This is a genomic window from Actinomyces wuliandei (assembly GCF_004010955.1).
GTDB classification, from domain to species: Bacteria; Actinomycetota; Actinomycetes; order Actinomycetales; family Actinomycetaceae; genus Actinomyces; species Actinomyces wuliandei.
Window position 1 is genome coordinate 2,628,176 of the sequence record NZ_CP025227.1, and the last position, 21,896, is coordinate 2,650,071.

The 21,896-nt window shown below is 69.9% G+C and carries 13 protein-coding genes and 1 pseudogene; 4 read left to right on the forward strand and 10 right to left on the reverse strand.

Annotation, left to right across the window (positions count from 1 at the left end):
- Window positions 1–116: 116 nt before the first annotated feature.
- Complete coding sequence (locus CWS50_RS10905; protein WP_243118308.1) at window positions 117–1,382, forward strand: hypothetical protein; 1,266 nt, start codon at window positions 117–119, stop codon at window positions 1,380–1,382.
- On the opposite strand, the gene CWS50_RS10910 is transcribed toward CWS50_RS10905, so the two are convergent.
- Window positions 1,379–2,368: a glycosyltransferase family 2 protein gene (locus CWS50_RS10910; protein ID WP_127842810.1), complete on the reverse strand. Its 990-nt coding sequence runs from the start codon at window positions 2,366–2,368 to the stop codon at window positions 1,379–1,381. The two genes, CWS50_RS10905 and CWS50_RS10910, sit on opposite strands and share 4 nt — an antisense overlap.
- Window positions 2,365–3,393: a glycosyltransferase family 2 protein gene (locus CWS50_RS10915; protein WP_243118565.1), complete on the reverse strand. Its 1,029-nt coding sequence runs from the start codon at window positions 3,391–3,393 to the stop codon at window positions 2,365–2,367. Before CWS50_RS10915 ends, CWS50_RS10910 begins: the two co-directional genes overlap by 4 nt.
- A gap of 266 nt (window positions 3,394–3,659) precedes the next feature.
- Between CWS50_RS10915 and CWS50_RS10920 the strand changes: the two genes are divergently transcribed.
- Window positions 3,660–4,757, forward strand: a complete 1,098-nt coding sequence (locus CWS50_RS10920) for a glycosyltransferase family 2 protein (RefSeq protein WP_127842812.1) — start codon at window positions 3,660–3,662, stop codon at window positions 4,755–4,757.
- A gap of 245 nt (window positions 4,758–5,002) precedes the next feature.
- Here the strand turns inward: CWS50_RS10920 and CWS50_RS10925 are convergent, their stop codons facing one another.
- The 4 genes from CWS50_RS10925 to CWS50_RS10940 form a co-directional block, all read right to left on the reverse strand.
- Complete coding sequence (locus tag CWS50_RS10925) at window positions 5,003–8,035, reverse strand: LamG domain-containing protein (protein WP_127842813.1); 3,033 nt, start codon at window positions 8,033–8,035, stop codon at window positions 5,003–5,005.
- Between the two features lie 521 nt (window positions 8,036–8,556).
- Window positions 8,557–9,264, reverse strand: a complete 708-nt coding sequence (locus CWS50_RS10930) for a hypothetical protein (RefSeq protein ID WP_127842814.1) — start codon at window positions 9,262–9,264, stop codon at window positions 8,557–8,559.
- Between the two features lie 97 nt (window positions 9,265–9,361).
- Window positions 9,362–10,873: a WD40 repeat domain-containing protein gene (locus CWS50_RS10935; protein ID WP_127842815.1), complete on the reverse strand. Its 1,512-nt coding sequence runs from the start codon at window positions 10,871–10,873 to the stop codon at window positions 9,362–9,364.
- A 261-nt stretch (window positions 10,874–11,134) separates the two neighbouring features.
- Entirely contained in the window at window positions 11,135–12,940 is a 1,806-nt protein-coding gene (locus tag CWS50_RS10940; RefSeq protein ID WP_127842816.1) for a WD40 repeat domain-containing protein, read from the reverse strand.
- Window positions 12,941–13,605: 665 nt separating this feature from the next.
- Here CWS50_RS10940 and CWS50_RS10945 point away from each other — a divergent pair.
- Both CWS50_RS10945 and CWS50_RS10950 read left to right on the forward strand, forming a co-directional pair.
- Window positions 13,606–14,739 carry a DUF1972 domain-containing protein gene (locus tag CWS50_RS10945; RefSeq protein WP_127843426.1) on the forward strand — a complete coding sequence of 378 codons (1,134 nt, stop codon included), beginning with the start codon at window positions 13,606–13,608 and terminating at the stop codon, window positions 14,737–14,739.
- Complete coding sequence (locus CWS50_RS10950) at window positions 14,736–15,941, forward strand: glycosyltransferase family 4 protein (RefSeq protein ID WP_127842817.1); 1,206 nt, start codon at window positions 14,736–14,738, stop codon at window positions 15,939–15,941. The genes CWS50_RS10945 and CWS50_RS10950 overlap by 4 nt, the downstream gene beginning before the upstream one ends.
- A gap of 843 nt (window positions 15,942–16,784) precedes the next feature.
- Here the strand turns inward: CWS50_RS10950 and CWS50_RS10955 are convergent.
- The 4 genes and pseudogenes from CWS50_RS10955 to CWS50_RS10970 form a co-directional block, all read right to left on the reverse strand.
- Window positions 16,785–18,039, reverse strand: a pseudogene (locus tag CWS50_RS10955) (transposase); the annotation flags it as partial.
- Between the two features lie 212 nt (window positions 18,040–18,251).
- Entirely contained in the window at window positions 18,252–19,196 is a 945-nt protein-coding gene (locus CWS50_RS10960; protein WP_127842818.1) for an O-fucosyltransferase family protein, read from the reverse strand.
- A gap of 142 nt (window positions 19,197–19,338) precedes the next feature.
- Window positions 19,339–20,055, reverse strand: a complete 717-nt coding sequence (locus CWS50_RS10965; protein ID WP_127842819.1) for a CDP-alcohol phosphatidyltransferase family protein — start codon at window positions 20,053–20,055, stop codon at window positions 19,339–19,341.
- Window positions 20,033–21,607, reverse strand: coding sequence for an oligosaccharide flippase family protein (locus CWS50_RS10970; protein WP_371854776.1), 1,575 nt, complete (start codon window positions 21,605–21,607; stop codon window positions 20,033–20,035). Before CWS50_RS10970 ends, CWS50_RS10965 begins: the two co-directional genes overlap by 23 nt.
- Window positions 21,608–21,896 lie beyond the last annotated feature (289 nt).

Sequence of the window (21,896 nt, forward strand, 5' to 3'; positions counted from 1 at the left end):
GGCACGGCCGGGCACCCCGACAACAGGGAGCAGGCCCGGGCACTGCCGGGCACAGCCCCGTTCCTGCGCAGGGTGGGCAGGCGCGGGCACGGCGGCACCAGGACCTCGCCGAGCACGTGCGTCTGCAGAGCAGGAACGTCCTGGTCCTGGCAGCCCTCCTCATGGTGCTGGTCGGAACCCGTCGCGAGCTGGTCGGGTCCATGGCCACGGCGGACTGTGTGGCACTGGCAGCACTGCCCGTGACGTGGTCCGCAGTACGACGCCAGCGCCTGTTCTCCCCTCTTCTGGTGACAGCGGTCCTGGCCGCCCTCACCGGGCTGGCCTTGTCATGGCTCGTGGACCCAGACTTCAGCGTCATGGCCTCCGCCCAGCGCAACATCATCCTGAGTCTCCTGGGCGTGCCCGCCTCGGTGGCCGCCTTCGTCTGGGCGGCACAGCGCCTAGGCACCCGCAGCGCCGCCCTGGCCCTGAGCAGCGGCATGGTGCTGGACTCCCTGCGTCTGCTAGGCAGCTCCCCGAACCCGTGGAAGTTCGGTGTCGGTGCGGCGGTGAGCCTGGTGGTCCTTACCGCCACGGACCGGTACGGGCGCCTGGTCCAGCTGGCCGCCCTGGCCGCCCTGGCCGCCACCTTCCTGGTCTCGGACGCGCGCTCAAGCCTAGCCTTCCTGGTCGTCACCGCAGGGATCGTGTGCTGGCAGGCACTCGCCTCCTGGCTGGGGTGGCAGCCTGACCAGCCTCGGCGCCTGGCGCTGACCCAGGTCCTGGCCCTGTCCGCCGTCGGCACTGCTGCCGTCCTGGGGGTGCTGCTCGCCTCCTCCACCGGCTCCCTGGGCGAGGACGCCCAGGAACGGACCGTGGCCCAGGCCTCGGGACCCGCAGGCTTCCTCCTGGCCGCCCGCCCCGAGCTCGGAGGCTCCTGGGCGCTCTTCCTCAGCCGCCCCTGGGGTTACGGTGCCGGGGTCATGCCCCGCTACGAGGACGTCCGCGTCGCCAAGGAGGGCATGGCGGCCCTGGGATACGACCCTGCCAACGGGTACGTGGAGAACTTCATGTTTGGCAACGGCTTCGAGCTCCACTCCGGACTGGCCGACGTCTGGGTCGCCGGCTCCCTGCCGGGGGCGGCGCTGGTGCTGACTATCCTGTGGCTCACCGTCCTCGCCATGGTGCGGAACCTGGGCAGCCTCCGCGTGACACCCTGGTTGTGCGTCGCCAGCCTTGTCGTCGTCCAGAACGTGCTTGTCGGCCCCTGGGCGGTGCTGCCCGCCTACCTGCCCCTGGTCCTGGGAAGCGCGATGGTGCAGGCCCCTCTGGGCCGGAGCAAGGCTGTCGGGACCAGCGTGCCTGCCCGGCGTCCTGTCCCTGTGCCCCCGAGCCGCCCCTAGGAGCGGCCGTACTCCTCGTGACTCCTGCGACCAAGGCCAGCACCGACCATCCCCTGCCCCCGCGCCACCAGCCGGGCACCCTTGGCAGCGTGCCGCACCTGCCCCGGCAGGAGCCCGACGACCATCCGCAGACCACCAGCGCCGACCCGCAGGGCGCCACCGAGCAGGGCACGTCCGCGAATACCCGCGTGCAGTCCCGCCCCGGCGCGGACCAGCTCCACACGGACCGCCGTTGCGGCGTGAGAGCGCTGACGGCGCAGAATCCACCGGTGGTCCAACCGCGCCTGCGGGACGTGGTCGCGTACACGAGCCTCGTCGCACCAGCGGATGACACCACCGCTGTCGGTGAGCCGACGGGTGAAGAGCGTGTCCTCACCCCCGGTCGCACCGAAGGCCTCGTCGAAGACGAGCCCTGCCTCCCGCACGAACCTGAGGTCCAGCAGCAGGCAGTTGGAGGCCGCCACCGGCCTGACCGTCCCCGTGGGCCAGGTCCGACGGACAAAGAACCCCCCCGCGACGACCCAGGCGTCAGGCTCGACCTCGTAGTCAGGGACCACCGGCCCGGCAACCGCCTGGCAGCCTGTGGCGGCACGCAGCCTCAGCAGGGACTCCAGCCAGGACGGCTCAGGGGTCTCGTCATCGTCGATGAACACCAGCAGGTCGCTGTCCTGCGCCTCCTCCAGAGCCCGGTTACGCACCGCAGCCACCCCGGGGCTGGGCTCCATGACATAGCGGACCACCCCGGGAGGACTCCCTGAGCCGGGCACGGTCTCCACACGCTCCTCGACAGCCTCACGAGCCGAGCCCGCCGGGTCGTTGTCCACAACGAGCACCTCGGCACGCGAGACGTACCCGGGCACCACGTCACCCAGCTGGGCGCGCACCGCAGCCACGGTACGCGCAACCTCACGCGGACGGCGGAACGTCGGGACAGCCACGGTCAGTACGGCTGCCGACCGGGGTGCGTCCGCTGTTGTGCCGCTCATAGGCCCCCTCCTGCGGAGCGCCCCACCCGTCGCGCGGGTCGGCCTCCAGGCCGCCCGTACTCCCGCACCCGCACGTCACAGGCACCCACCACCATTCCCAGCCCACCGCAGGAGGAGACCTCGTAGCGGGCCTGGGCAGCCAGGTCGCCCCGCAACCGGGCACCTGCGCCACGCAGGCAGTCCACTGCCGCCTTGGCTGTCCCCTTGGCAGCATAGGCGACTCGCAGAGGGAGGCGCCCACCCTCCGCCGTGTCCACGCGCACACGCACCCAGGAGGAGCCGGAGCGGTAGGCACGACGAAGCACCCAGGCCCGGGTGGCCCGCTGCCGGGGAACCTTCTTCCTGACTACCGCCCCGGTGGCGAACCGGATCACGCCCCCAGCCCGGGTCAGCTGCCGAGTGAACAGGGAGTCCTCACCCCCGGTCAGCCCGTACCTGGGGTCGAAGCGCAGCCCCAGACGCCTCACGACCGCCAGGTCGAGCAGGAGGTTGCCCGTGTCAGCACTACCCACCTGGCTGCCGTCCTCCGCCTGCCAGGAGTCGAAGGCCCCCGAGGCCTCCACCCACGGCGGGGGCGGCTCAGCGAAGTCAGCCGGGGTCGGCCCGGTCACCGCAGCACACCGTGTGGTCCTCCACTGTGCCACCAGGGCAGGCAACCAGCGTGGCTCGGGGGTCTCGTCGTCGTCGATGAACACCAGGAGGTCGTCGTCGCAGGCCTCGTCCAGGGCACGGTTGCGCCCGGCGACGATACCTGGCTCAGGCTCGTGGACGTAGGTCAGCTCAACCTGCACGTCGCCGACGCCTGCCCGGCCTGTCGTGGCGGCTACGGAGCCGACGACAGTACCCACAGGATCCTGGGGCACGTACTCGTCCAGCACAGCCGCCACAACCGGCCGCGCTCCGGCTGCTGGGTCGTTGTCGACGACAAGGACCCGGGCACGCGCCCAGGGCGCCACACTGGCCGCCTGGTCCACCAGCAGGGGCAGGACCGCCTGCAGGTAGGAGTTGCGCCTGTACGTCAGCATCGCAATGGTCAGCGTCGGCTCCACCACGCCCTGTCCCTCCTGGTTCCCCTTAGCTTCTCCCGCCGCTGGCGGCCGTGGCACGCACCCAGCACCGGCACCAGTGCGAGACTCGCCTGCCATCCCCTGCCGGGAGCCTGGGCGGCACCCGCCAACGGTACTATCTCTGCACACACTCGTCCTGCCCCTGCCGCGTCGGCACCAGGCACCGGCAGTCCTGGCCGCATCTCGGGCCACCCTGTGCCCCATACCCTCGGAAGGCTCGTGACATGACTACCCAGCCCGCCCCTCATGACGACCACGGCCGCCTGTCCCCGGGCACGGCCACCGGTACCAGCGCTCTGCCGTCCCGTGAGCCTCAGCCGACAGAAAAGACCTGGAGGCCCCCGCACCTGTGCCCCACCTCGGGTGCCCAGCTGCTGTCACGCACGGCGATCATCGTCGTCAGCTACGACTCCGCCTCTCTTCTGGGCCGCAACCTCGCCCAGGTCGCCCAGGCCGCACCGGAGGCGGCCGTGGTCGTCGTCGACAGCTACTCCAGCCCTGAGGCACGTACCGCCCTCCTTCGTCTGGCGGAGGAGCACGGCTGGTCCACGGTACTGCCGCCGACCAACCTCGGGTTCGGCGCGGGCATGAACCTGGGCGCCGCGAAGGCCCTCGACCAGGGTGCTGAGCTGCTTGTCCTGCTCAACCCGGATGCTGTCATCGACCGCCCCAGCCTGCTCAGGCTGGCCACCAGGGCAGCGGGGAACCCGAGTGCCCTGGTGGCCCCGGTCCTCACCAACTCCAGCGGCCGCACCGTCTCCGACGGCGCGGTGGTGTGCCTGGCTGACGGCTCGATGCGCTCGCGCCGCTCCCGGAGGCCCGTACCGCCAGGGGGAACACATCCCTGGCTGTCCGGGGCCTGCCTGGCCCTGTCCAGTGAGCTGTTCGAGACGGTGGGAGGCTTTGACGCCCGCTACTTCCTGTACTGGGAGGATGTTGACTTCTCCTCACGCGTCCTGGCATCCGGAGGAAGCCTGGTGCTGGCCCGTGACGCGACAGCCACCCACGACGAGGGTGGCACGCACGCCCAGGAGCACAGTACACGCGCCAAGTCGGACACCTACTACTACTACAACATACGCAACCGGCTGCTCTATGCCGGGCTGCACCTGGACCGTCCTCACCAGCGGCGCTGGGCGGTGACCGCCCTGGCTGCTGCCCGCGAGACCGTGCTTCGCGGCGGTCGGCGCCAGCTGCTGGGCTCGCGCCAGCCGCTGCGCACAGCAGCAGCAGCGACTCGCGACGGGCTGACACTGCTGCGTCAGGCGCGGCAGGGACTGCTTCCGGACCCCACGGAGCCCATCCTGCGGCCTGGCACCTAGGCGACACCGGCGGAGGAGGACACCACCCAGTCAGGGTAGCGGCCTGAGCGCGGTGGAGTGGCACCCACAGCCTGCCCGGCGGCCTCCCGGCCCGGTAGTGCCCCAGTGCTACCTCCGTCTACCCGCAGGACGCGACCGCGACTGCTGCGGGACGCGCCCTGCCCCCGGGCTGTCAGGACCCAGGGGCAGGGTAGCACTGTCAGAAAGTTGGCACCGTGTCAGTTAGCCCGCCTCAGCTAGCGCCGTCAGTGCTGGGTGACGGTGAGGTTGCTAACCGCCAGGGTGACGGTCTCCGGACCAGCTGACCCGGACATGTAGGTGGTGATCCCCACGGTCCCGGCCTCGTTGAGGGTCTTCTCGGTGTCCACGACATCGACCCCCCAGTCCTGCGGCTCGGTGTCCCCGGCCCAGAACCTGGCCTGGAGCGTCGTGGACTCCTCACCGGAGACCACCAGGCGCAGGTGCAGGTCCTGACCCGCCGTGTAGGGCTCATCCAGGACGATGGTCCCCAGGGCGGTCTCCAGCCCACCGACCACCTTGGCTACCGTGACAACGGGAGCCCCGGCAGAGCCCACACGCATCGTGGCCTGGTAGCGGCCAGCGTCATTGGCGCGAGCAACATAGGAGACAAAGGCTCCGTTACCACCGGGCGCAGAGTCCAGGGAGAAGTCGAGCACGGTCTCGGTCGAGGTGGAGTCGATCTCCTGCGAGCTCACCGAGGAGGACGAGCGAGCACCCTCCATGGCGATACGGCCCTGGGACTCGTCGGTGGAGAACGACGGGGCGTTCCAGGTGACCTTCCAGGGGCCGCCGGTCGGGGCGCTGCCCCAGCCACGGGTAGTAGTGCGGTCGAAGTCGTCGGCCAGGAGCACGTCCCCCACGGCAGGGGCGTCGGCGTCGGCCTCATCCTGGGCCACCTCCTTGCCGGAGCCCAGCGTGTAGTGCGCAGCGACCTGGCTGGGTCCCAGTGGGACACCGTAGACCGCGACCTCGTCAACGTCCGCCTCGATGTAGTGCGTCGAGGGCGCGCCGCTGACACCTTCCAGGGTGTCCCCACCGACCCGCCAGAAACCGGTGTAGCTCTGGCCGGTGGTCATGGTGGACTCAAAGGCCTCCAGCCGTCCGTCAACGTACAGGGTGGCACCAGCGGTGGGGCTCAGCGAGGCGACAACATGATGCCACTGCCCGTCGTTGTAGCTCTCGGAGGTTGTCACCGTGCTCGGTGCTCCCGGGTTGAGCATGAGGCTCAGCGTCCCGTCATTGCGCATGTAGACCACTCGGTCATAGCTGGCGGAGCTGCCCGTGGCGGAGGAGCCGAAGCCCACAACCGCGCCGCCGCTGGAGGAGGTGGTACGCACCCACGCCTCCACTGAGAAGGCTGTCGGCGCCACCGACGAGGTAGCGGTAGCGGCACTGCTCTGGGAGTTACGGTCAGAGGCGAGGGACAGGGCAGAGCCCGAGCCCAGGACGGACTCCGCGCCCCAGCTGTAGCTCGAGCCACTGAGCCGCAGGTCCCGCTCAGCGACAAGGTCCTGGGCAGCCTCGCCGCTCTCCTCGTCCAAGGGCCAGTAGTGGGCCGCGCCGTCAGTCAGGACACGAGCCCCGTAGTCAGACAGGGCCTCTCCCTCCGCAGCAGTCACTGTTACCCAGTCCGAGTGGGTCCAGGCCCCCCAGGGGTCAGTCACCACCACCCGGTAGCGATGGGTACTGCCCGGCTCGACGACGTCGGTCGCACTGAGGTTAGGCAGCTCCCAGTAGCCAGCCGTCACCGTCTGGGTCGAGATCGGCTCGGAGTCCCGGGTGTCCCGGTAGACGGAGTAGGTGAGGGTCTTGTCATCACGGTCCCAGTTACCCGGGAAGGAGACGGTGACCACCCCGGCGCGCGAGGAGCTGGCCGTCACCTTGTAGGCGCCGCCCTTGTTCATAGGCCCCTGCTGGTTGGGGGCGATGTCACGACGGGCGAAGCGGACCAGGCCCTGCTGGGCGGTGCCGTTGACCGAGAGGAACTCCCCACCGTAGACCACGTACTCGTCATTGCCCTCCACCGTCCACGTCGCCTGGTTGGTGCGGGTGATGGTCCCAGGCTTGAACTCCGGGTAGAAGTTCAGGTTCGTGGCCGCAGGCTGGCCCGGGTAGCTGTGGTAGCCACGGGCGTAGCTGGTCTCGACGGTGCCGGTGGCGTAGTTGGTGTAAGCCACGGCGTTGTGGAAGCGGCGCTGCTCGGGGAAGCCTCCAATATTACGGCAGTCGTGGGCGTGGCTGGAGACGTAGACGACCTCGGAGGTGGGGAAGAGGTCGTAGGAGTCGCCGTGGCAGTCGGCCATGACATCCAGGTCACCGGTCTCCCAGTTCGCCCGGAACATGCCCTCGAAGGACCCCGTCATGGAGTAGGCCACCCCGTAGAGCCCCTGCTCGTCGGCTTCCAGGTCCATGACCGAGGCGTTGATTCCCGCGCTACGCACGACCGAGCTAATGTTGTTCCGGCGCAGGCTCCCGTCATTCTCCAGGACCGCAACGCCGAACCCAGGCTTGTCGGAGCCCTCGACAGAGGTGAAGGCCCCGCCGATAGCCACTGCGCTGGAGTCAGGAGCTGTGACGATGGTCCGCACGTAGAGGTTGTCCACCTGGGCGGAGAAGCTGGTGAGCTTCTGGGTGGCCAGGTCCACCGCCGCCACACGCTGACGGGCCGAGGAGTTCACCTGCGTGAACGCACCCCCCACGTACAACGTCGACCCGTCCGCAGACACCTCCACCGCCTTGACCGACCCGTTCGCCGAGGCACCCACCGGCACCCGCCGCCCACTCACAGCGTCCACCGACCCCACACGCCACGTCACCTCACCATTGAGGGACGTAAAGTCACCACCCAGGTAGACCACCGACCCGTCAGCCGACGCGTCCACCGAGTTCACCACCCCGTTGACCACCGGAGCCCAGTCCAGCAGCTCACCCGTGGCAATGTCATACGCCAGCACGTTGCCACGAGCCACCTCACCCACCCCCGCAGCAGCACCCGCAGGCCGCGCCGACGAGAAGCTCCCCACCGCATACACCGTGCCACCCACAACCACCTGGTCCCACACCACACCATCAACCTGCACCGTCGGCAACGCATCCGCCGACACCGTGGTGGGGTCCCCGCCAATGGCTGCGGGCTCAGCAGGCTCGGACACCTCGTCCGCGACGGCGGACGAGACCGGGGCGACAAGGGCAGTAACGCCAAGGCACAAGGCAGAGGCGGCAGCGGCAAGGCTGCGCACCGGGCGGGGGACGCTCACACGTTCTCCATTCACGCTGTTCATGGGCACAGAAGGAAGGGAAACGCCACGTTGGGGAAGTGGCGCCTGGAGCGGCTTGGAGGGAGCCGCGGAAGAAGCGTACAACGACAAAGCCGCACGCGTCGTCTTGGTGGTTATCACCACTTCTCCTCAGGCCTACCCCCAACTGTCCCCAGGTCCCTGACACCTTGCTGACGTCCTGCTAGCGCCTGGCTGGCGCGCTGCTGACACCGTGGCCCAACCCTGTCGTGCCGCACACCGTCGCCTCCAGCAGGATCCCCCAGCAGGACGGCACCTGCCAGCGCGCGAGGGCGTCGAGCCCTTGACGCGTCCAGCGCCCCACGACCACAGAGCGCGGAGCCGCCTCACCCAGAACCCGCCGTACGCATCCACACGTCACCCCGCGACCACGCCGGACAGGACCGACGGTCACGGGGTGACGTCCCCAGGTCCTGGCCCTCGCCCCGAAGGCGTCCCTGAGAGCCAGCGAGCACGGGCACGAGGGAAGCCAGCGCGGCCGCTCAGCCGGAGGCGGCTCCCTCAAAGACCGCTGCGGGGTAGTCGGCCCCCAGGTCAACAACGACCTGGAGGCTGTCGAGCCCTTCGGCTGGGACGGAAAAAGCTCGCTCAATGACAAGCGTCTCGCCCGGGGCCAACGACGCCGGGACCTCGTCGGAAGCCAGTCCCACCTCTCCGGCAGGCACCCCCTCAGAGCCATAGGTGAGGGTTGTCACCAGGCCCGCCAGGGGGAGATCAGAACCTGAGGTATTCGTCACCTTGACAGGAACCACAACTCCGGGGCCGCCAATCTCACCGGGGCCAGCCTCCAGGTCCGTGGCAGTGATCGGGTCGATCGAGACTGTTGCCGCGTCCTCAACCGTCACTGCCTCGTCGGTCGTCACCGCGTCCAGCTGGTCAGCAGACAGGTCCCCAGCGGCAACAGCCTCCTCATCCCCGGACCTCCCGGGCGTGGCGACGTCCTCCTCAGGTGCTGCCGAGTCGGGGGTCCCCAGCGGGGAGGGCGTCTCCTCAGCGGCCGACGACTCCTCCGAGGAGGCCCCCGGGCTGCTGGCCCCCTCGGAGGCCTGCGCCGCCACGGAGGAGGAGGCGGAGGCCGTTGCCGAGTCCCGGCCCTCGCCCTGGGATGAGCAGGCCGTCAGGAGGAAGGCAGGAGCGGCGGCAAGAAGTAGGAGGGCTGGCACTCGGGCTGGTGCTCGGTATGGTGACACGAGTGGCAGCGTACGGCGTCGCAGCCAGGACGTCACACCACGCGGGTCACGATCAGGACTCCCTGCCCGGCGACCGCCTGGCTCACTGCGTGCGCCGTCAGCGCCGACCACCGCGTCCACGCCCCGCCTCAGCACCCTCGGCGTCCTGCTCGTTGTCCTCGCCGTCATTGCCGTCGCCGCCGTCATTGTCCGCGCCGTCGTTCCCGCCGCCTCCATCATCCGCAGCAGCGTCACCCCCGTTGACATCACCCGCACCGGCATCACCCGCACCCGCGTCGGCCTCAGCTCCCGCACCCGCGTCACCGCGCGCGGCGAAGCGGACCAGCCCCTGCTGAGCGGTGCCGTTGACCGCGAGGAACTCCCCGCCGTAGACCACGTAGTCGTCATTGCCCTCCACCGTCCACGTCGCCTGGTAGGTCCCCGTGTACGAGCCGATCTGGAACTGGGGCAGGAACCCGTCCAGAAGCGTCGTCGCCGGGTTCCCCTCGTAGCTCACGTATCCCGGTACCCGGTTCCTTTGCACGGTCCCGGAAGGGGAGGCGGCATAGGCGACAGCGTGCCGGTACTCGTTGTCCAGGTCCGCGAATCCTCCGATGTTCGAGCAGTCATGAGTGTGGCTGGCCACGTAGACGACGTCCCCAGCCGGGTAGACGTCGTAGGAGTCGCCGTGGCAGTCGGCCATGAGCGTGATCTCACCGGTGTCCCAGTCCGCGCGGAGCATCCCCTCAAACTCACCAGTCCTGGAGTAGGAGACAGCGTAGAGCCCCTGGGCGTCCGCCTCCAGGCTCATGATTCCCGACCTGTCGCCCGAGTTGCTCACCACCGAGCTGACCTGGTTAGGCCGCAGCGTCCCGTCCGTCTCCAGGACGGCCATGCCCTCGCCGGGACGGCTCGACCCGTTGACCTCGGTGAAGGAGCCCCCAATGGCCACCGACCGCCCGTCCACGGACACCGCCACAGCGCGCACGCCGTGATCACTCACCTCGGGGGCAAAGCCGGTGAGGGTCTGCGTCCCCAGGTCCACGGCAGCAACTCGCTGACGGGCTGAGGAGTTGACCTGGGTAAAGTCGCCACCGACGTACAAGGTGGTGCCGTCGGGCGAGACCTCAAGGTCCCTGACGGTGGCGTTGGCGGAGGCAGCCAGCGGCCTGCGGGCGGCAGTAGCAGCCTCCACCGCCCCGACGCGCCAGGTGGCCTCCCCGTTGAGCGAGGTGAAGGAGCCTCCCAGGTACAGGGTCGTCCCGTCGGCGGAGGCCGCGACGGCGTTGACGGCCCCGTCGGCCGTCGGCGCCCAGTCCAGCAGCTGCCCCGTGGCGATGTCGTAGGCCAGGGCGTTGGCACGTGGGACCTCGTCCTCGCCCTCGGGGGAGCCAGCCGGGCGCGCCGCGTCAAAGCTCCCCACGGCGTAGACGGTGCTACCCACCACCTCCTGGTCCCACACCACGCCGTTGACCTGGACGGTCGGAAGAGGCTCGGGCGAGGCCACAGCCGCCGCAGCGTCGGCAGCAGGCGCAGGAGCCGCAGGGACCAGGAGCGACACCGTCAGGAAGGGGGCAGCCGCGAGCACGAGAAGACTGCGGGTACGACCACGGGCGCGGTGGTATCTCATCAGAGCTACTCCGATCAGGCAGAGAAGAAGGAGATGGTGGCACAGCCAGAGCGGAAGGCTGCCCGTTCACGAGACACGGCCACAGGCCGCTGCCCAGCAGATTAGTACATCTGTAACTCTTAGATAACGCACATCGACAGAAACCCACCTACCACCGCGTGAGTTATCACACAAGAGCGGCCGCCCCACACTGCCTTCGTCCCCGCTCCCGCACCGCAGCCCGGCATCGTCGCCTAGCGGGTCATTGCGTGCTCAACTGTTTTAGAATCTATCTCTCTTCCCGTTCTCACGCCAACCACCCCGAATCTGGTCACGGTTGTCGGGGCTCTCAGCACCGTCACCGTCAGCACCAGCGCCAGCCCCGCCCACCGGCCCGTCGACAGCGTCGTCAGCGTCGGCACCAGCGCCCGCCGGCTCCTCCCCCGCCGGCGCCCCCGCCTCGCCTCCGGCAGGAGCGTCCTCACCGGCGTCCGCCGCCGCCCCGCCTTCCGGCTCGGCAGCCGTCAGGCTCACCCACTCCGAGCGCGTCCAGGCCCCCCACTGGTCCCACACGACGACAACGTAGCTGTGAGTACTACCAGGATCGACCTCGTCGGCCACCTCCAGGGTCGAGATCTGCCAGAAGGAGGAGCTCACCTGCTGGCTCCACACCGGCTCCTGCGCGCGGAAGTCCTCAAGGCTACGAGCTGCGTCGACATCCCGGTAGACGGCATAGGTCAGGGCCTGGTCGTCACGGTCCCAGTTAGTGGAGAAGGACAGGTCGACCCGGCCCGCCTGCTCAGAGGACGCCGTCAGCGGGTAGGCACCGCCCTTGTTCACGGGACCCTGCTGGTTGGGGGCGATGTCACGACGGGCGAAGCGGACCAGGCCCTGCTGGGCGGTGCCGTTGACCGAGAGGAACTCCCCACCGTAGACCACGTACTCGTCATTGCCCTCCACCGTCCACGTCGCCTGGCTGGTCCCCGTGTACGAGCCGATCTGGAAGGAGGGGTAGAAGTGCAGGTTGGTAGCCGCAGGCTGGCCTGAGTAGTCGTAGTAGTTCGTGTCGGTGGTAGGCAGGGTCTCCCCGGTGGCATCGCTGGTGAAGGCCGGGGCGTGCCAGTACTGGTTCGGCGCAGCGTCCGGGAAGCCCCCGATGTTGGAGCAGTCGTGGGCGTGGCTGGCCACGTAGACCACGTCCCCAGCCGGGTAGACGTCGTAGGAGTCGCCGTGGCAATCTGCCATGACGTCCAGGTCGCCCGTGTCCCAGCTGGCCCGGAACATGCCCTCGAAGGACCCGGTCCTGGAGTAGGTGACCCCGTAGAAGCCACGCTCGTCCCCGGCAAGAGCCATGACGGCACTCCTGCTCCCCCCGGCGCCGACCACCCGGCCAGCACCCGGCTGGCGAGCGGTGCCATCCGCCTCCAGCACTGCCAGTCCCGGCGACTGGAGCCCACCCACGGTGGTGAAGGAGCCTCCGACGACCACGGAGCCCCCGTCCGGGGAGACGGTCAGGGCACGCACCACATAGTCCTCGACAGTCGGGGAGAAGCTGGTGAGCCTCTGGGTGGCCAGGTCCACCGCCGCCACACGCTGACGGGCCGAGGAGTTCACCTGCGTGAACGCACCCCCCACGTACAACGTCGACCCGTCCGCAGACACCTCCACCGCCTTGACCGACCCGTTCGCCGAAGCACCCACCGGCACCCGCCGCCCACTCACAGCGTCCACCGACCCCACACGCCACGTCACCTCACCATTGAGGGACGTAAAGTCACCACCCAGGTAGACCACCGACCCGTCAGCCGACGCGTCCACCGAGTTCACCACCCCGTTGACCACCGGAGCCCAGTCCAGCAGCTCACCCGTGGCAATGTCATACGCCAGCACGTTGCCACGAGCCACCTCACCCACCCCCGCAGCAGCACCCGCAGGCCGCGCCGACGAGAAGCTCCCCACCGCATACACCGTGCCACCCACAACCACCTGGTCCCACACCACACCATCAACCTGCACCGTCGGCAACGCATCCGCCGACACCGTGGCAGGCAGCTCGTCAGCACCCGCCCCGGGCGCCTCCTGGTTCACCCCCTCCTGGGGATCCTCCTGCGGGGCCTCCGCCGGGTCCTCCTCATCCGCCTGCGCCCCGTCCTCCTGGTCCTGCGGGACATTGGGGCCAGGCCACGCACCCGGACCCGCATGCTGCGCAGGCGCCGCGTAAGTGGGGACAGCGGGTGCGACACAGGCGAGAAGCAGTGCTATCAGCGCAGTAACGGCTGTAACAGCAGTCGCAGACCAGGCACGGCAAGGGAGGGTACGGGACACAGCTTCTCCGATCATGCTCGAGGAGGCGGGGAGCCTGGGACAGGCTGGCACCCGACAGACCCTCCCCAACGCCTTAAGAGTGGGAGCCCAGGGCGCGCCCGGGGACATCCTGAGACGCTGCCCTGTGCCACCAGGACCCAGCGCTCAGTTCGTACAGGATGACAGGAGCACCGGGGGGTAAGCAAGCATGCCGACGACTCTCCACAGCAGGGGACCACTGAGACCGGAGACCTCGGTCCACAGGGACCGCCACGCCATCGGTAGGCTGGCCGGGTCCTCGGCGGCCCCGACCAGCCGCCCACGTCCGCCCGACGACGCTCCTTGCCCGCCCGTGAAAGGCCACCGTGACCACGACATCCCACACGCTCTTCCGCCCCCGCACCCACCGTGCCCGCCGGGCGGCCGACCCGGGCCGACTTCGGATCGCCATGCTGGGGACACGCGGTGTCCCGGCACGCTACGGCGGCTTCGAGACCGCCGTCGAGGAGGTCGGCGCACGCCTGGTGGCACGAGGGCACCAGGTCCTCGTCTACTGCCGCAACCCCGAGCCGTCCACACCCCTGCCGCAGTTCTACCTGGGGATGCGCCTTGTCGAGCTCCCGGCTGTCAGAAGCCGCAGCCTGGAGACGCTGAGCCACACAGCGCTGTCAGTTGTCCACCTGCTACGGCGTACCCGCCCGGACATGGCCTTCGTCTTCAACTCCGCCAACGCCCCCTTCCTGCCGGCGCTACGAGCTGCCCGCGTGCCCGTCGCCACCCACGTTGACGGCCTGGAGTGGCAGCGAGGCAAGTGGGGCACCGCAGGCAGGCACTACTACCGGGCCGCCGAGGCCGCTGCCGTCCGCTTCTCGGACGCCCTCATCGCCGACGCCCAGGGCATCGCCGACTACTACGCCCAGGAGTTCGGTGCACCCACTGACCTTATCTCCTATGGCGCCCCTGTGATCAGGACAGGTACCTCCCGCCTGGCGGAGCTGGGCCTGGCCCCAGGCTCCTTCCACCTGGTTGTCGCCCGCTTCGAGGTAGAGAACCATGTCGATCTCATTGTGGAGGGCTACGTGCGCTCTGCTGCCAGGCTGCCGCTTGTCGTCGTCGGCTCCGCCCCCTACGCCGACGCCTACACCGCCCGGATCAGGTCCCTGGCGGACTCCCGGGTCCGCCTGCTGGGCGGCGTCTGGGACCAGGAGCTGCTCGACGCCCTCTACTGCGGCGCGCTGGTCTACCTCCACGGGCACTCCGTGGGCGGCACCAACCCTTCGCTGCTGCGAGCTATCGGCGCCGGAGCCGCCGTCGACGCCTTCGACGTCGGGTTCAACCGGGAGGTCCTGGGAGACACCGGCCGCTACTGGCGCACTCCCGAGGACGTCAGCGCCCTGGTGGCCTCCGCCGAGTCCGACCCCGGCGCCCAGGCTGATCGCGGTCAGGCCGCCCAGCGCCGCGCCCGCCTCTACGACTGGGACCAGGTCGCCGCCCGCTACGAGTCCCTGGCCCTCCGCCTGGCGCTGGGCGGCCCCGTAGCCATGCGCCCCTCCGGCCGACGCACCGGGAGGAGGAGCCTGTGAGCACGATCCTGGTCGCCCACCCCTCCCCGGACCTCTACGGCTCCGACCTTCAGCTCGTCGAGACGGTCCGAGCCCTCCTCGGTGCCGGCCACACGGTCAAGGTGGCTCTTCCTACCGACGGCCCTCTGCGCCCTGTCCTACGCGCAGCCGGGGCGCAGGTCGCCGTCACGCCCTTCACGGTGCTGCGCAAGGCCCTGCTCACGGCAGGGGGGCTGACCTCGCTGGGACTCCACGCCGCAGTCGAGACCGACCGTCTTCGCCGACTGGTCCGCACCAGCGGAGCCGACCTGGTCCTGACCAACACGGTGACGCTCCCGTGGTGGCCGCTGGCCGGGCGCGCCGCAGGCCTACCGGTCCTGGCCCACGTCCACGAGGCGGAGAGCACCCAGCACCGGGTCATCCGCTCCGGTCTCAACGCCCCGCTCCTCGCAGCCTCCAGGATCGTGGTCAACTCCTCGGCTGCCCGGGACGCGCTCCTGTCGGTCCTGCCCCGGCTGGCCTCCCGGACCACCGTGGTGCACAACGGTGTGGCGGGGCCACCCGAGCCCCTGGTACCGCTGCGTCGTCGTGAGGCAAACTCACCGCTCCATGTCGTCATGGTGGGGCGGTTGTCTCCTCGCAAGGGCGTGGACGTGGTCCTGGAGGCTGTGGCCCTGCTGCGTCGCGGCGGCACGGACGCCTCCCTGACCGTGTGCGGCTCCGTCTTTCCCGGGTACGAGTGGTACGAGGAGGAGCTGCGTCGGCGGGCCGCGCAGCCGGACCTGGCCGGGCAGGTCCGCTTTCTCGGCTACGTCCACCCCACGTGGCCGGTGCTGGAGACGGCCGACGTCGTGACCGTCCCCTCCCGGGCGGAGCCCTTCGGCAACACGGCGGTGGAGGCCATGCACGCGGGGCGGCCGCTGGTGGCCTCCCGGGTGCAGGGCCTGGCAGAGGTTGTCACTGACGGCGTGACCGGCCTCCTGGTCCCGCCCGAGGAACCGGCTGCCCTGGCCCAGGCCCTGGGCGACCTGGCGGCCCACCCGGGCAAGGCCGCCCTGCTGGCACGACAGGCTGCCGAGGACGCCGCAGCACGCTTCTCTGTCGAGGGCTACCGCGCCACCATGGTCGGCATCGTCGCCGAGTCCCTGGCCGACAGGGATGCTCCCGCGTGGTTTGTCAGACGACCACGGGGCAGCCAGGAAAGCCGGGGGGCGTGTGGGTGAGACTGGCTCGTGACTGTGGTGGGGGCTAGGTGTGCTTCCTCGGGAGGTTGTGCCGGGAGCTGGTTGCTGGTGCTGGTTCGAGGTCGGTGGGCGCCTGGTGGTCTGGGAGGGCCTGGCGCCGCGTGTGCTCGTTGTCACCTCTTCAGGGAAGGTGCCCCGTCCCAGGCCCCGGTTCTCGTGGCCACGATCTCGTTGCCACGTCTTCGGGGAAGGGGTGGGGTTGTCCGTTTGGGTAGTTCTACCTCTGCGGGACCCGCGCGAGGTGGGCTGGCGCGGGCCAGGCCTGGGTGGAAGGTGTCAGGAGGGGAAGGACTGGTGCCAGCGCACCGGGACGTACTGGGACGCTGGCAGCGCCCTGGCGTGTGAGCCTGGCTGGCGCTGCTGCGTCTCACACCGACATCCTCCACCCAGGCGAGAGCGGTGCTAGGCAGGCCCGCACCGCTGCGCCCCACCTGGAACGGCCCCGACACGTACACGCCCCACCCCAGCCAGCCTCCAGCAGACCCCGGCCAGCCCCCAGCGGTCTCAGGCTCCCGCTGGTCTCGACCTCCCGGCAGTCTCAGGCCCCGCTCGCACGGGCCGCCCACACCCCTCAGACGTCAAGACCGCGTCAGCGTCAGTCATCAGTGCCCCGGTCAGGTGACGCGAGCGTCGTAGCCTTGTTGTTTCGTGGGTGGGGTGGGTGGGGTTGTGGGGGTTCGGGCTTGTTGGGGTGGGGTTGGTTGTGGCGTGTGGGTGTGGCGGGGTGGGGCGTGTGGTCGCGGTGGGTGGGCCTTGCCTGCTGGCGGGGTCCTTCCTGGGGGTCGTGGGTGGGTGGTGGTTTGCTGGTGCTGTGGGTCGGCGTGCGCGCAGGGTGGTGATCGCTGGGGTCAGCAGGTCGGCGAAGGGGGCTGGGGGTCTTGCAGCGGGTGGTGGCGCGCCGCGCGTGGCGCGTGATGACAGCTGGCACGCTGGGCAGGCGGTGGCGCACGGGCTTGGGCGCCCACCTGCGGGCGGGGTGGTCTGCCAGGCAGAGCACCTGCGCCCAGGCGAGGGTGTCGCGGGCCAGGGCCACGACCTGGCACCAGGTGCGGTTGGCCGCGAGGGCCTGCAGCAGCACGCGGTCGACCCCGGTGCCCTGCGCGGCGGACACGGTCCTCACACCTGGCCCGCTGGCGGTGGCCTGCCTCCAGGTCGGCGGGCTGGCCGGTCCTGGTGCTGGTCCCAAAGGCGGTCAGCCGGCAGCCGTCGACGTCGTCGAGCCTGGGCCGGGCGCCGGGGCGCGGTCTTTCGCGGCGCACGATGACACGCGTGGCCCTGGGCCACCCGCCCACGTCGACCAGGTCCGTCAGCCCTGCCACGTCCGCCGCCTCGCGGGAGCCGCGTCGGCGCCGCAGGCAGGGGTCCAGGCCTGGGCGGGGACCAGCCTGCAGGCCCGCGACATGTCACTGGGCAGGGTGAGTCCGACGCTGCAGGACACCCCTCTGCGCTCCAGGGCGGCCAAGGTGGCCTTGGTCCCACCAGCAGCGTCGGTGCGCACGAGCACCTTGCGTCCGGGCCCGGGGCCCAGGCCCACACGGGCCAGCACCACGGCGATGACAGCCTCATGGTCGGCGGCGGTGTCCGACCCCGCGCTCGCGGGCCGCAGCATGACCGCGGCGTTCTCGCCAGCACCTTGGGGACCGTGGTCGGTCCACGCGGTCAAGGGACGGAGCCCAAAGCCCCTTCCTGCCCTTCTTGAAGGTCGGTGCCACCCCCCTCCTTCATTGTCAGGGTGGGCGGTGACCAAGGTGGCGCCGGTATCAGTGACCAGCGGCCGCTGGGCGCTGACAGCGGCCGTCAGCGCCCACGCTCCGGCCAGGGTCCAGCCCGCGCGGCGCGCCCTGGCCAGGACCACCGCGCGCTCAACCACCAGCGACAGCGCCAGGTCGAGGACGACCTTGACCGGGTCATGGCGCGCCAGCAGCCTGGACCACGGCGCCAGAACCTGTGACAGCAGCACGTCCAGCCCGCGGGCGCGCACCGTCTCGGCCAGCAGCACTCCACCACCATGAGCAAGCACGTTGACCCAGCCGGTCCCGACACCCACCAACAAGCACAACCCTGCTGCAGTCCCCACCTCGAAGGTGTCCCTCCCCTGAAACACGACAGACCCCAACAACCCACACCACTCCAGACGAAACGACACCTTCACCCCCGCCTCAGCCCCTCAACCACGAAACCCCGAGGCCAGGCCGCATCATGCCCGAACCCCTCACCCACTACCCGCCCCGTACACAACCTCACAAGGAAGTACACCTAGGCCGCTAAGACCCAACCCCACACCCGCACCTAGGTCGGCGTCCACGACCCCGCCCTCAGTGCGGGCCTCAGCGGGTCCACCACCCCTCCCAGGCTCAGGTCCACCCGTCCCTCCAGGGGTTGCCCGGGGCGCTCGAAGGGGACCAGGCCGTCGCACAGGAGCACCGCCATCTCGACAAAGCTGGAGTGCGCGGCCCCGACAAGGTGCTGTGCACCGGCAAGCAGATAGAGGTCCGCCACTGCGGAGCGCACACCCTGGGTCGTGTTGTAGCCGCCCTTGCCCTCCAGGGCCAGGCACCCGTCAAACTCCTCCATGAGCCTGTCCTGCCCCTCCCTGGTGTCGCAGGACAGGAAGAAGGCCACCTCCGGGTGCTCGGAGCGGATCTGGCGCATCCGCTGCACGAACCACTCCAGGGGCGAGGAGCACAGGGTACGGGTGTGGGACACGCGGTGGGTACGCACCTGGACCCCGACGTAGGGACGTCCCCGAAGGCGGCTGTCGTAGAAGGAGCGCACCACCTCAGCCACAGGGCTGACCGGCGTAAGCTCGCGCAGGTAGTGCCCCCAGGGTCGTGGGGTGTGGGCACCGCCCCATCCGGCCGCGCGGGCCGTGTCATCTGCCTGACCCTGCCAGGCGGGGTCCTCCCACGTCACCGGCAGGCCGTGGGAGCGGATCTGCCACAGGTGCTCACTTCGCAGCCCGGGTCCCAGAAGGACGCCTGAAGGCGGCCGGAACGGGGCGCGGGCAGCCAGTGCTGCGGAGACCAGGCGGGGAACCCGCCGCCCTGCCCTGAACACCCACAGGTCCTCCATACGTGGTCCGAAGGACTTCCCAGTGCTCCACACGTAGTACAGGTCGCGCCCCTCTGCCTCAGCCAGGGCCTGGGCCGACAGCAGGGCGCGGACACGGTTGCCCAGCCCGTCAAGGCGGCCCGTGCGGACCAGAAGCGCCTGACGGCCAGTCAAGAGCGGCATAGTACCTCCTGGCTCCCTGCCTTCCGGGGCGGGAGCAACCCCTGTGCCGAGTGCGCCCAGAGCGCTCAGCGTGTGCGGCCCCGCCCGGGCGCGCAGTCCTGGCTCTTCCGCACGAGGTCACTCACCCGATGTCACCCACCGGTTACAGCCGCCTCATCTCAAGATACCACTTGGGCAGGGCCAGAAGGACATAACCAGCATAGCCCAGAAGCATCAGGCCGTAGACCCAGATAAAAACCACGGGTGAGAACCGGGCCGCCAGGACCAGGCACAGGAGCCCGTAGTCGGTAGGTACCGACAGCACAGACTTGAGCATGCCAGCCCGCCCCTCGTCGCGAGCCAGGGGCGTCCCCCCGTGGTAGCGCAGCTGGTAGGTGAGGATGTAGCTGAAGAAGTGGACGTTCTGGACCGCCCCGAAGGCCAGGGGCACGAGCAGCAGTGTGTCGGGCAGTCCGGAGAACCGGTAGAGGCCTACCGCAACCGCTCCGTGGATGGTCGCAAGCTTGACCGCGTCAGCGACGTGGTCAAGCCACTCCCCTGCTTTAGACCCCCCGTGACGCAGGCGGGCGAGCTGGCCGTCCGCAGAGTCCAGTGCATAGCCGAGCATGAGCAGCAGGGAGGTGACTGTCGCCGTTGCCACCGTAGGCCGCCACAGGGCGATCAGCAGTATCCCTGCGGCCGTGCACAGGCCGGACAGGCAGGTGACCTGGTCCGGCGTCATCCCCAGGCGGTGGGCGACAGCCGCCAGGACCCGGCCGACGGGGCGGTTGACAAGCCGGGAGTACAAGGGTGCCCCCGCCCGGGACTTCTGCGCGCCGGACAGGGCGCGGATGTTCTCAGCGACGCTCGTCGTGGTCATGGTGACCCTCCTCGGGTGGGGACAGTACAGGTTGGCCCCCTGAAGGGGCAGGAGCAGCACCGGGTTCCTGGGTGGGCTCCTGGGTGTCGTGGGCACTGTCCTGGCCACCCACGTCATCATCTGCGGCCCCCGAGGCGTCCACGGCCTCCATGCCACCGTCGGAACCGGACCAGCCCGCCCGCCGACGGCGAAGGTCGCGACGCACCCACCAAGCGTAGGGAAGGATCTGGCACAGGACCACCGAGACGAGGGAGCCGACGATAGGACCTGCCGCACCCATCGGTGCGATGAGCAGCCAGGACAGGGCGAGGTTGGCGGGTACGAGCACCAGGACCGGCCCTACCTGGAACTGGAGGCCCCGCGGGTCGGTCATGTACATGCCCAGAGGCTGCTTGGCCGCCTCGACGGCGACATAGAGGACGTAGGCACCCACAAGCGCTACGGGCAGCGTGATCTCCCCGTCCGACAGGACCCGGGCGGCCCAGGGGGTCGCCCCCGCCAGCAGCAGAGCGGCCAGCAGGCCCGCCCCCGCGAAGGCTGCTGCGGGCCTGAAGGGGCTCTCGGTGCGCCGGTCCGCCCGCGCCCTGGCGAACAGCGGCCACATGGCCACACCGGTAACCATGACCGTCTGGGTCAGGAGGTTGAACAAGGTCGCGGCCAGGTTGTACTGGGCCAGGGCGTCAGGAGCCCCCAGGTGGGACAGGAGGAGGCGGTCAGTCTGGAAGGCGACCGGGATCACCAGAGACTGCACCAGCTGAGGCCCCGCTGTCCCACGGACGCTGACCCCACGGACGCTGCGCACACGGGGCACGTCGCGCACCGCCTCACGCAGCAGCGGGCTGGTAGCACGCCAGGCCACGACGACGCAGATGACCGAGACCAGGACATTGGCGAGGTAGGAGTAGACCGACACCGCGTTGCCGGCACCGGTGCGGGTCACCACGGCCGCCAGCAGCATGCAGGTCATGGCGGGCGAGACCACACCCTGGCTGATGACCTGGGTCGCCGAGCGGCCCAGGCCGATGACGACACGCTGCCCCACGGACAGGGGAAGAGCCGCCGCGTAGACCAGGAGGCAGAGGGTAGCCGTCCTGCCGCCGCCCTCCATGAGGCGCGCACCCAGGAGGGCAGGCCACAGCCCCAGGAGGCCGATGACCACGCCCGCCGTGGCGATCACCAGGGCCGAGCACAGCAGCACCCGGATCGCCGTGGTGATGGTACGTCGTACCAGCGAGTCCCGGGCAGGGTCCGCCGAGCTCGCCACGGCGTTGAGGATCACCGCCCCGATCCCCAGGTCGGTGAAGGGCATGAGGTTGGGGAACGTGGCCAGCAGGCCGTACTGGGCGTAGGCATCAGTGCCGAAGTGCCCGATGATGAGACGGGTGTTGACCAGGCCGAACAGTCCCGAGACCCCCATCACCACCACCTTGGCCGCCGCAGTGCGACCGACGGACGACCAGGCGCTGCGTCCCGCAGGACGCTCGCCCCGGCCGCCGGCCGTCTCCCGCCCACCCGCAGCGGCGACGCCGCCAGGGAACCTCATCCTCCTCATGCTCCTCTGCTCACGCTCCTCGGCTCGTAGTCACCGGCGCCGCACACCCCGCCCCGGGCGGCGGGCACCAGGTAGATGATTGCCCAGCCGAGGCCCCGACGCGAGCCGAGGCTCCGCACGGACCGTCCACCCACAGGCCGAGGAAGACCCGCGAGGTCCGGGACAAAGATCAGCCTAACGTCAGTTTCTTTATCAACCCGTGATTTTTTCAACGTGGCGCCACAACATTTGGAGGGCAGCCACAAAACGGCTCAACTGCAAGCGCTCCCAGGGATCCTGAACACTTCCT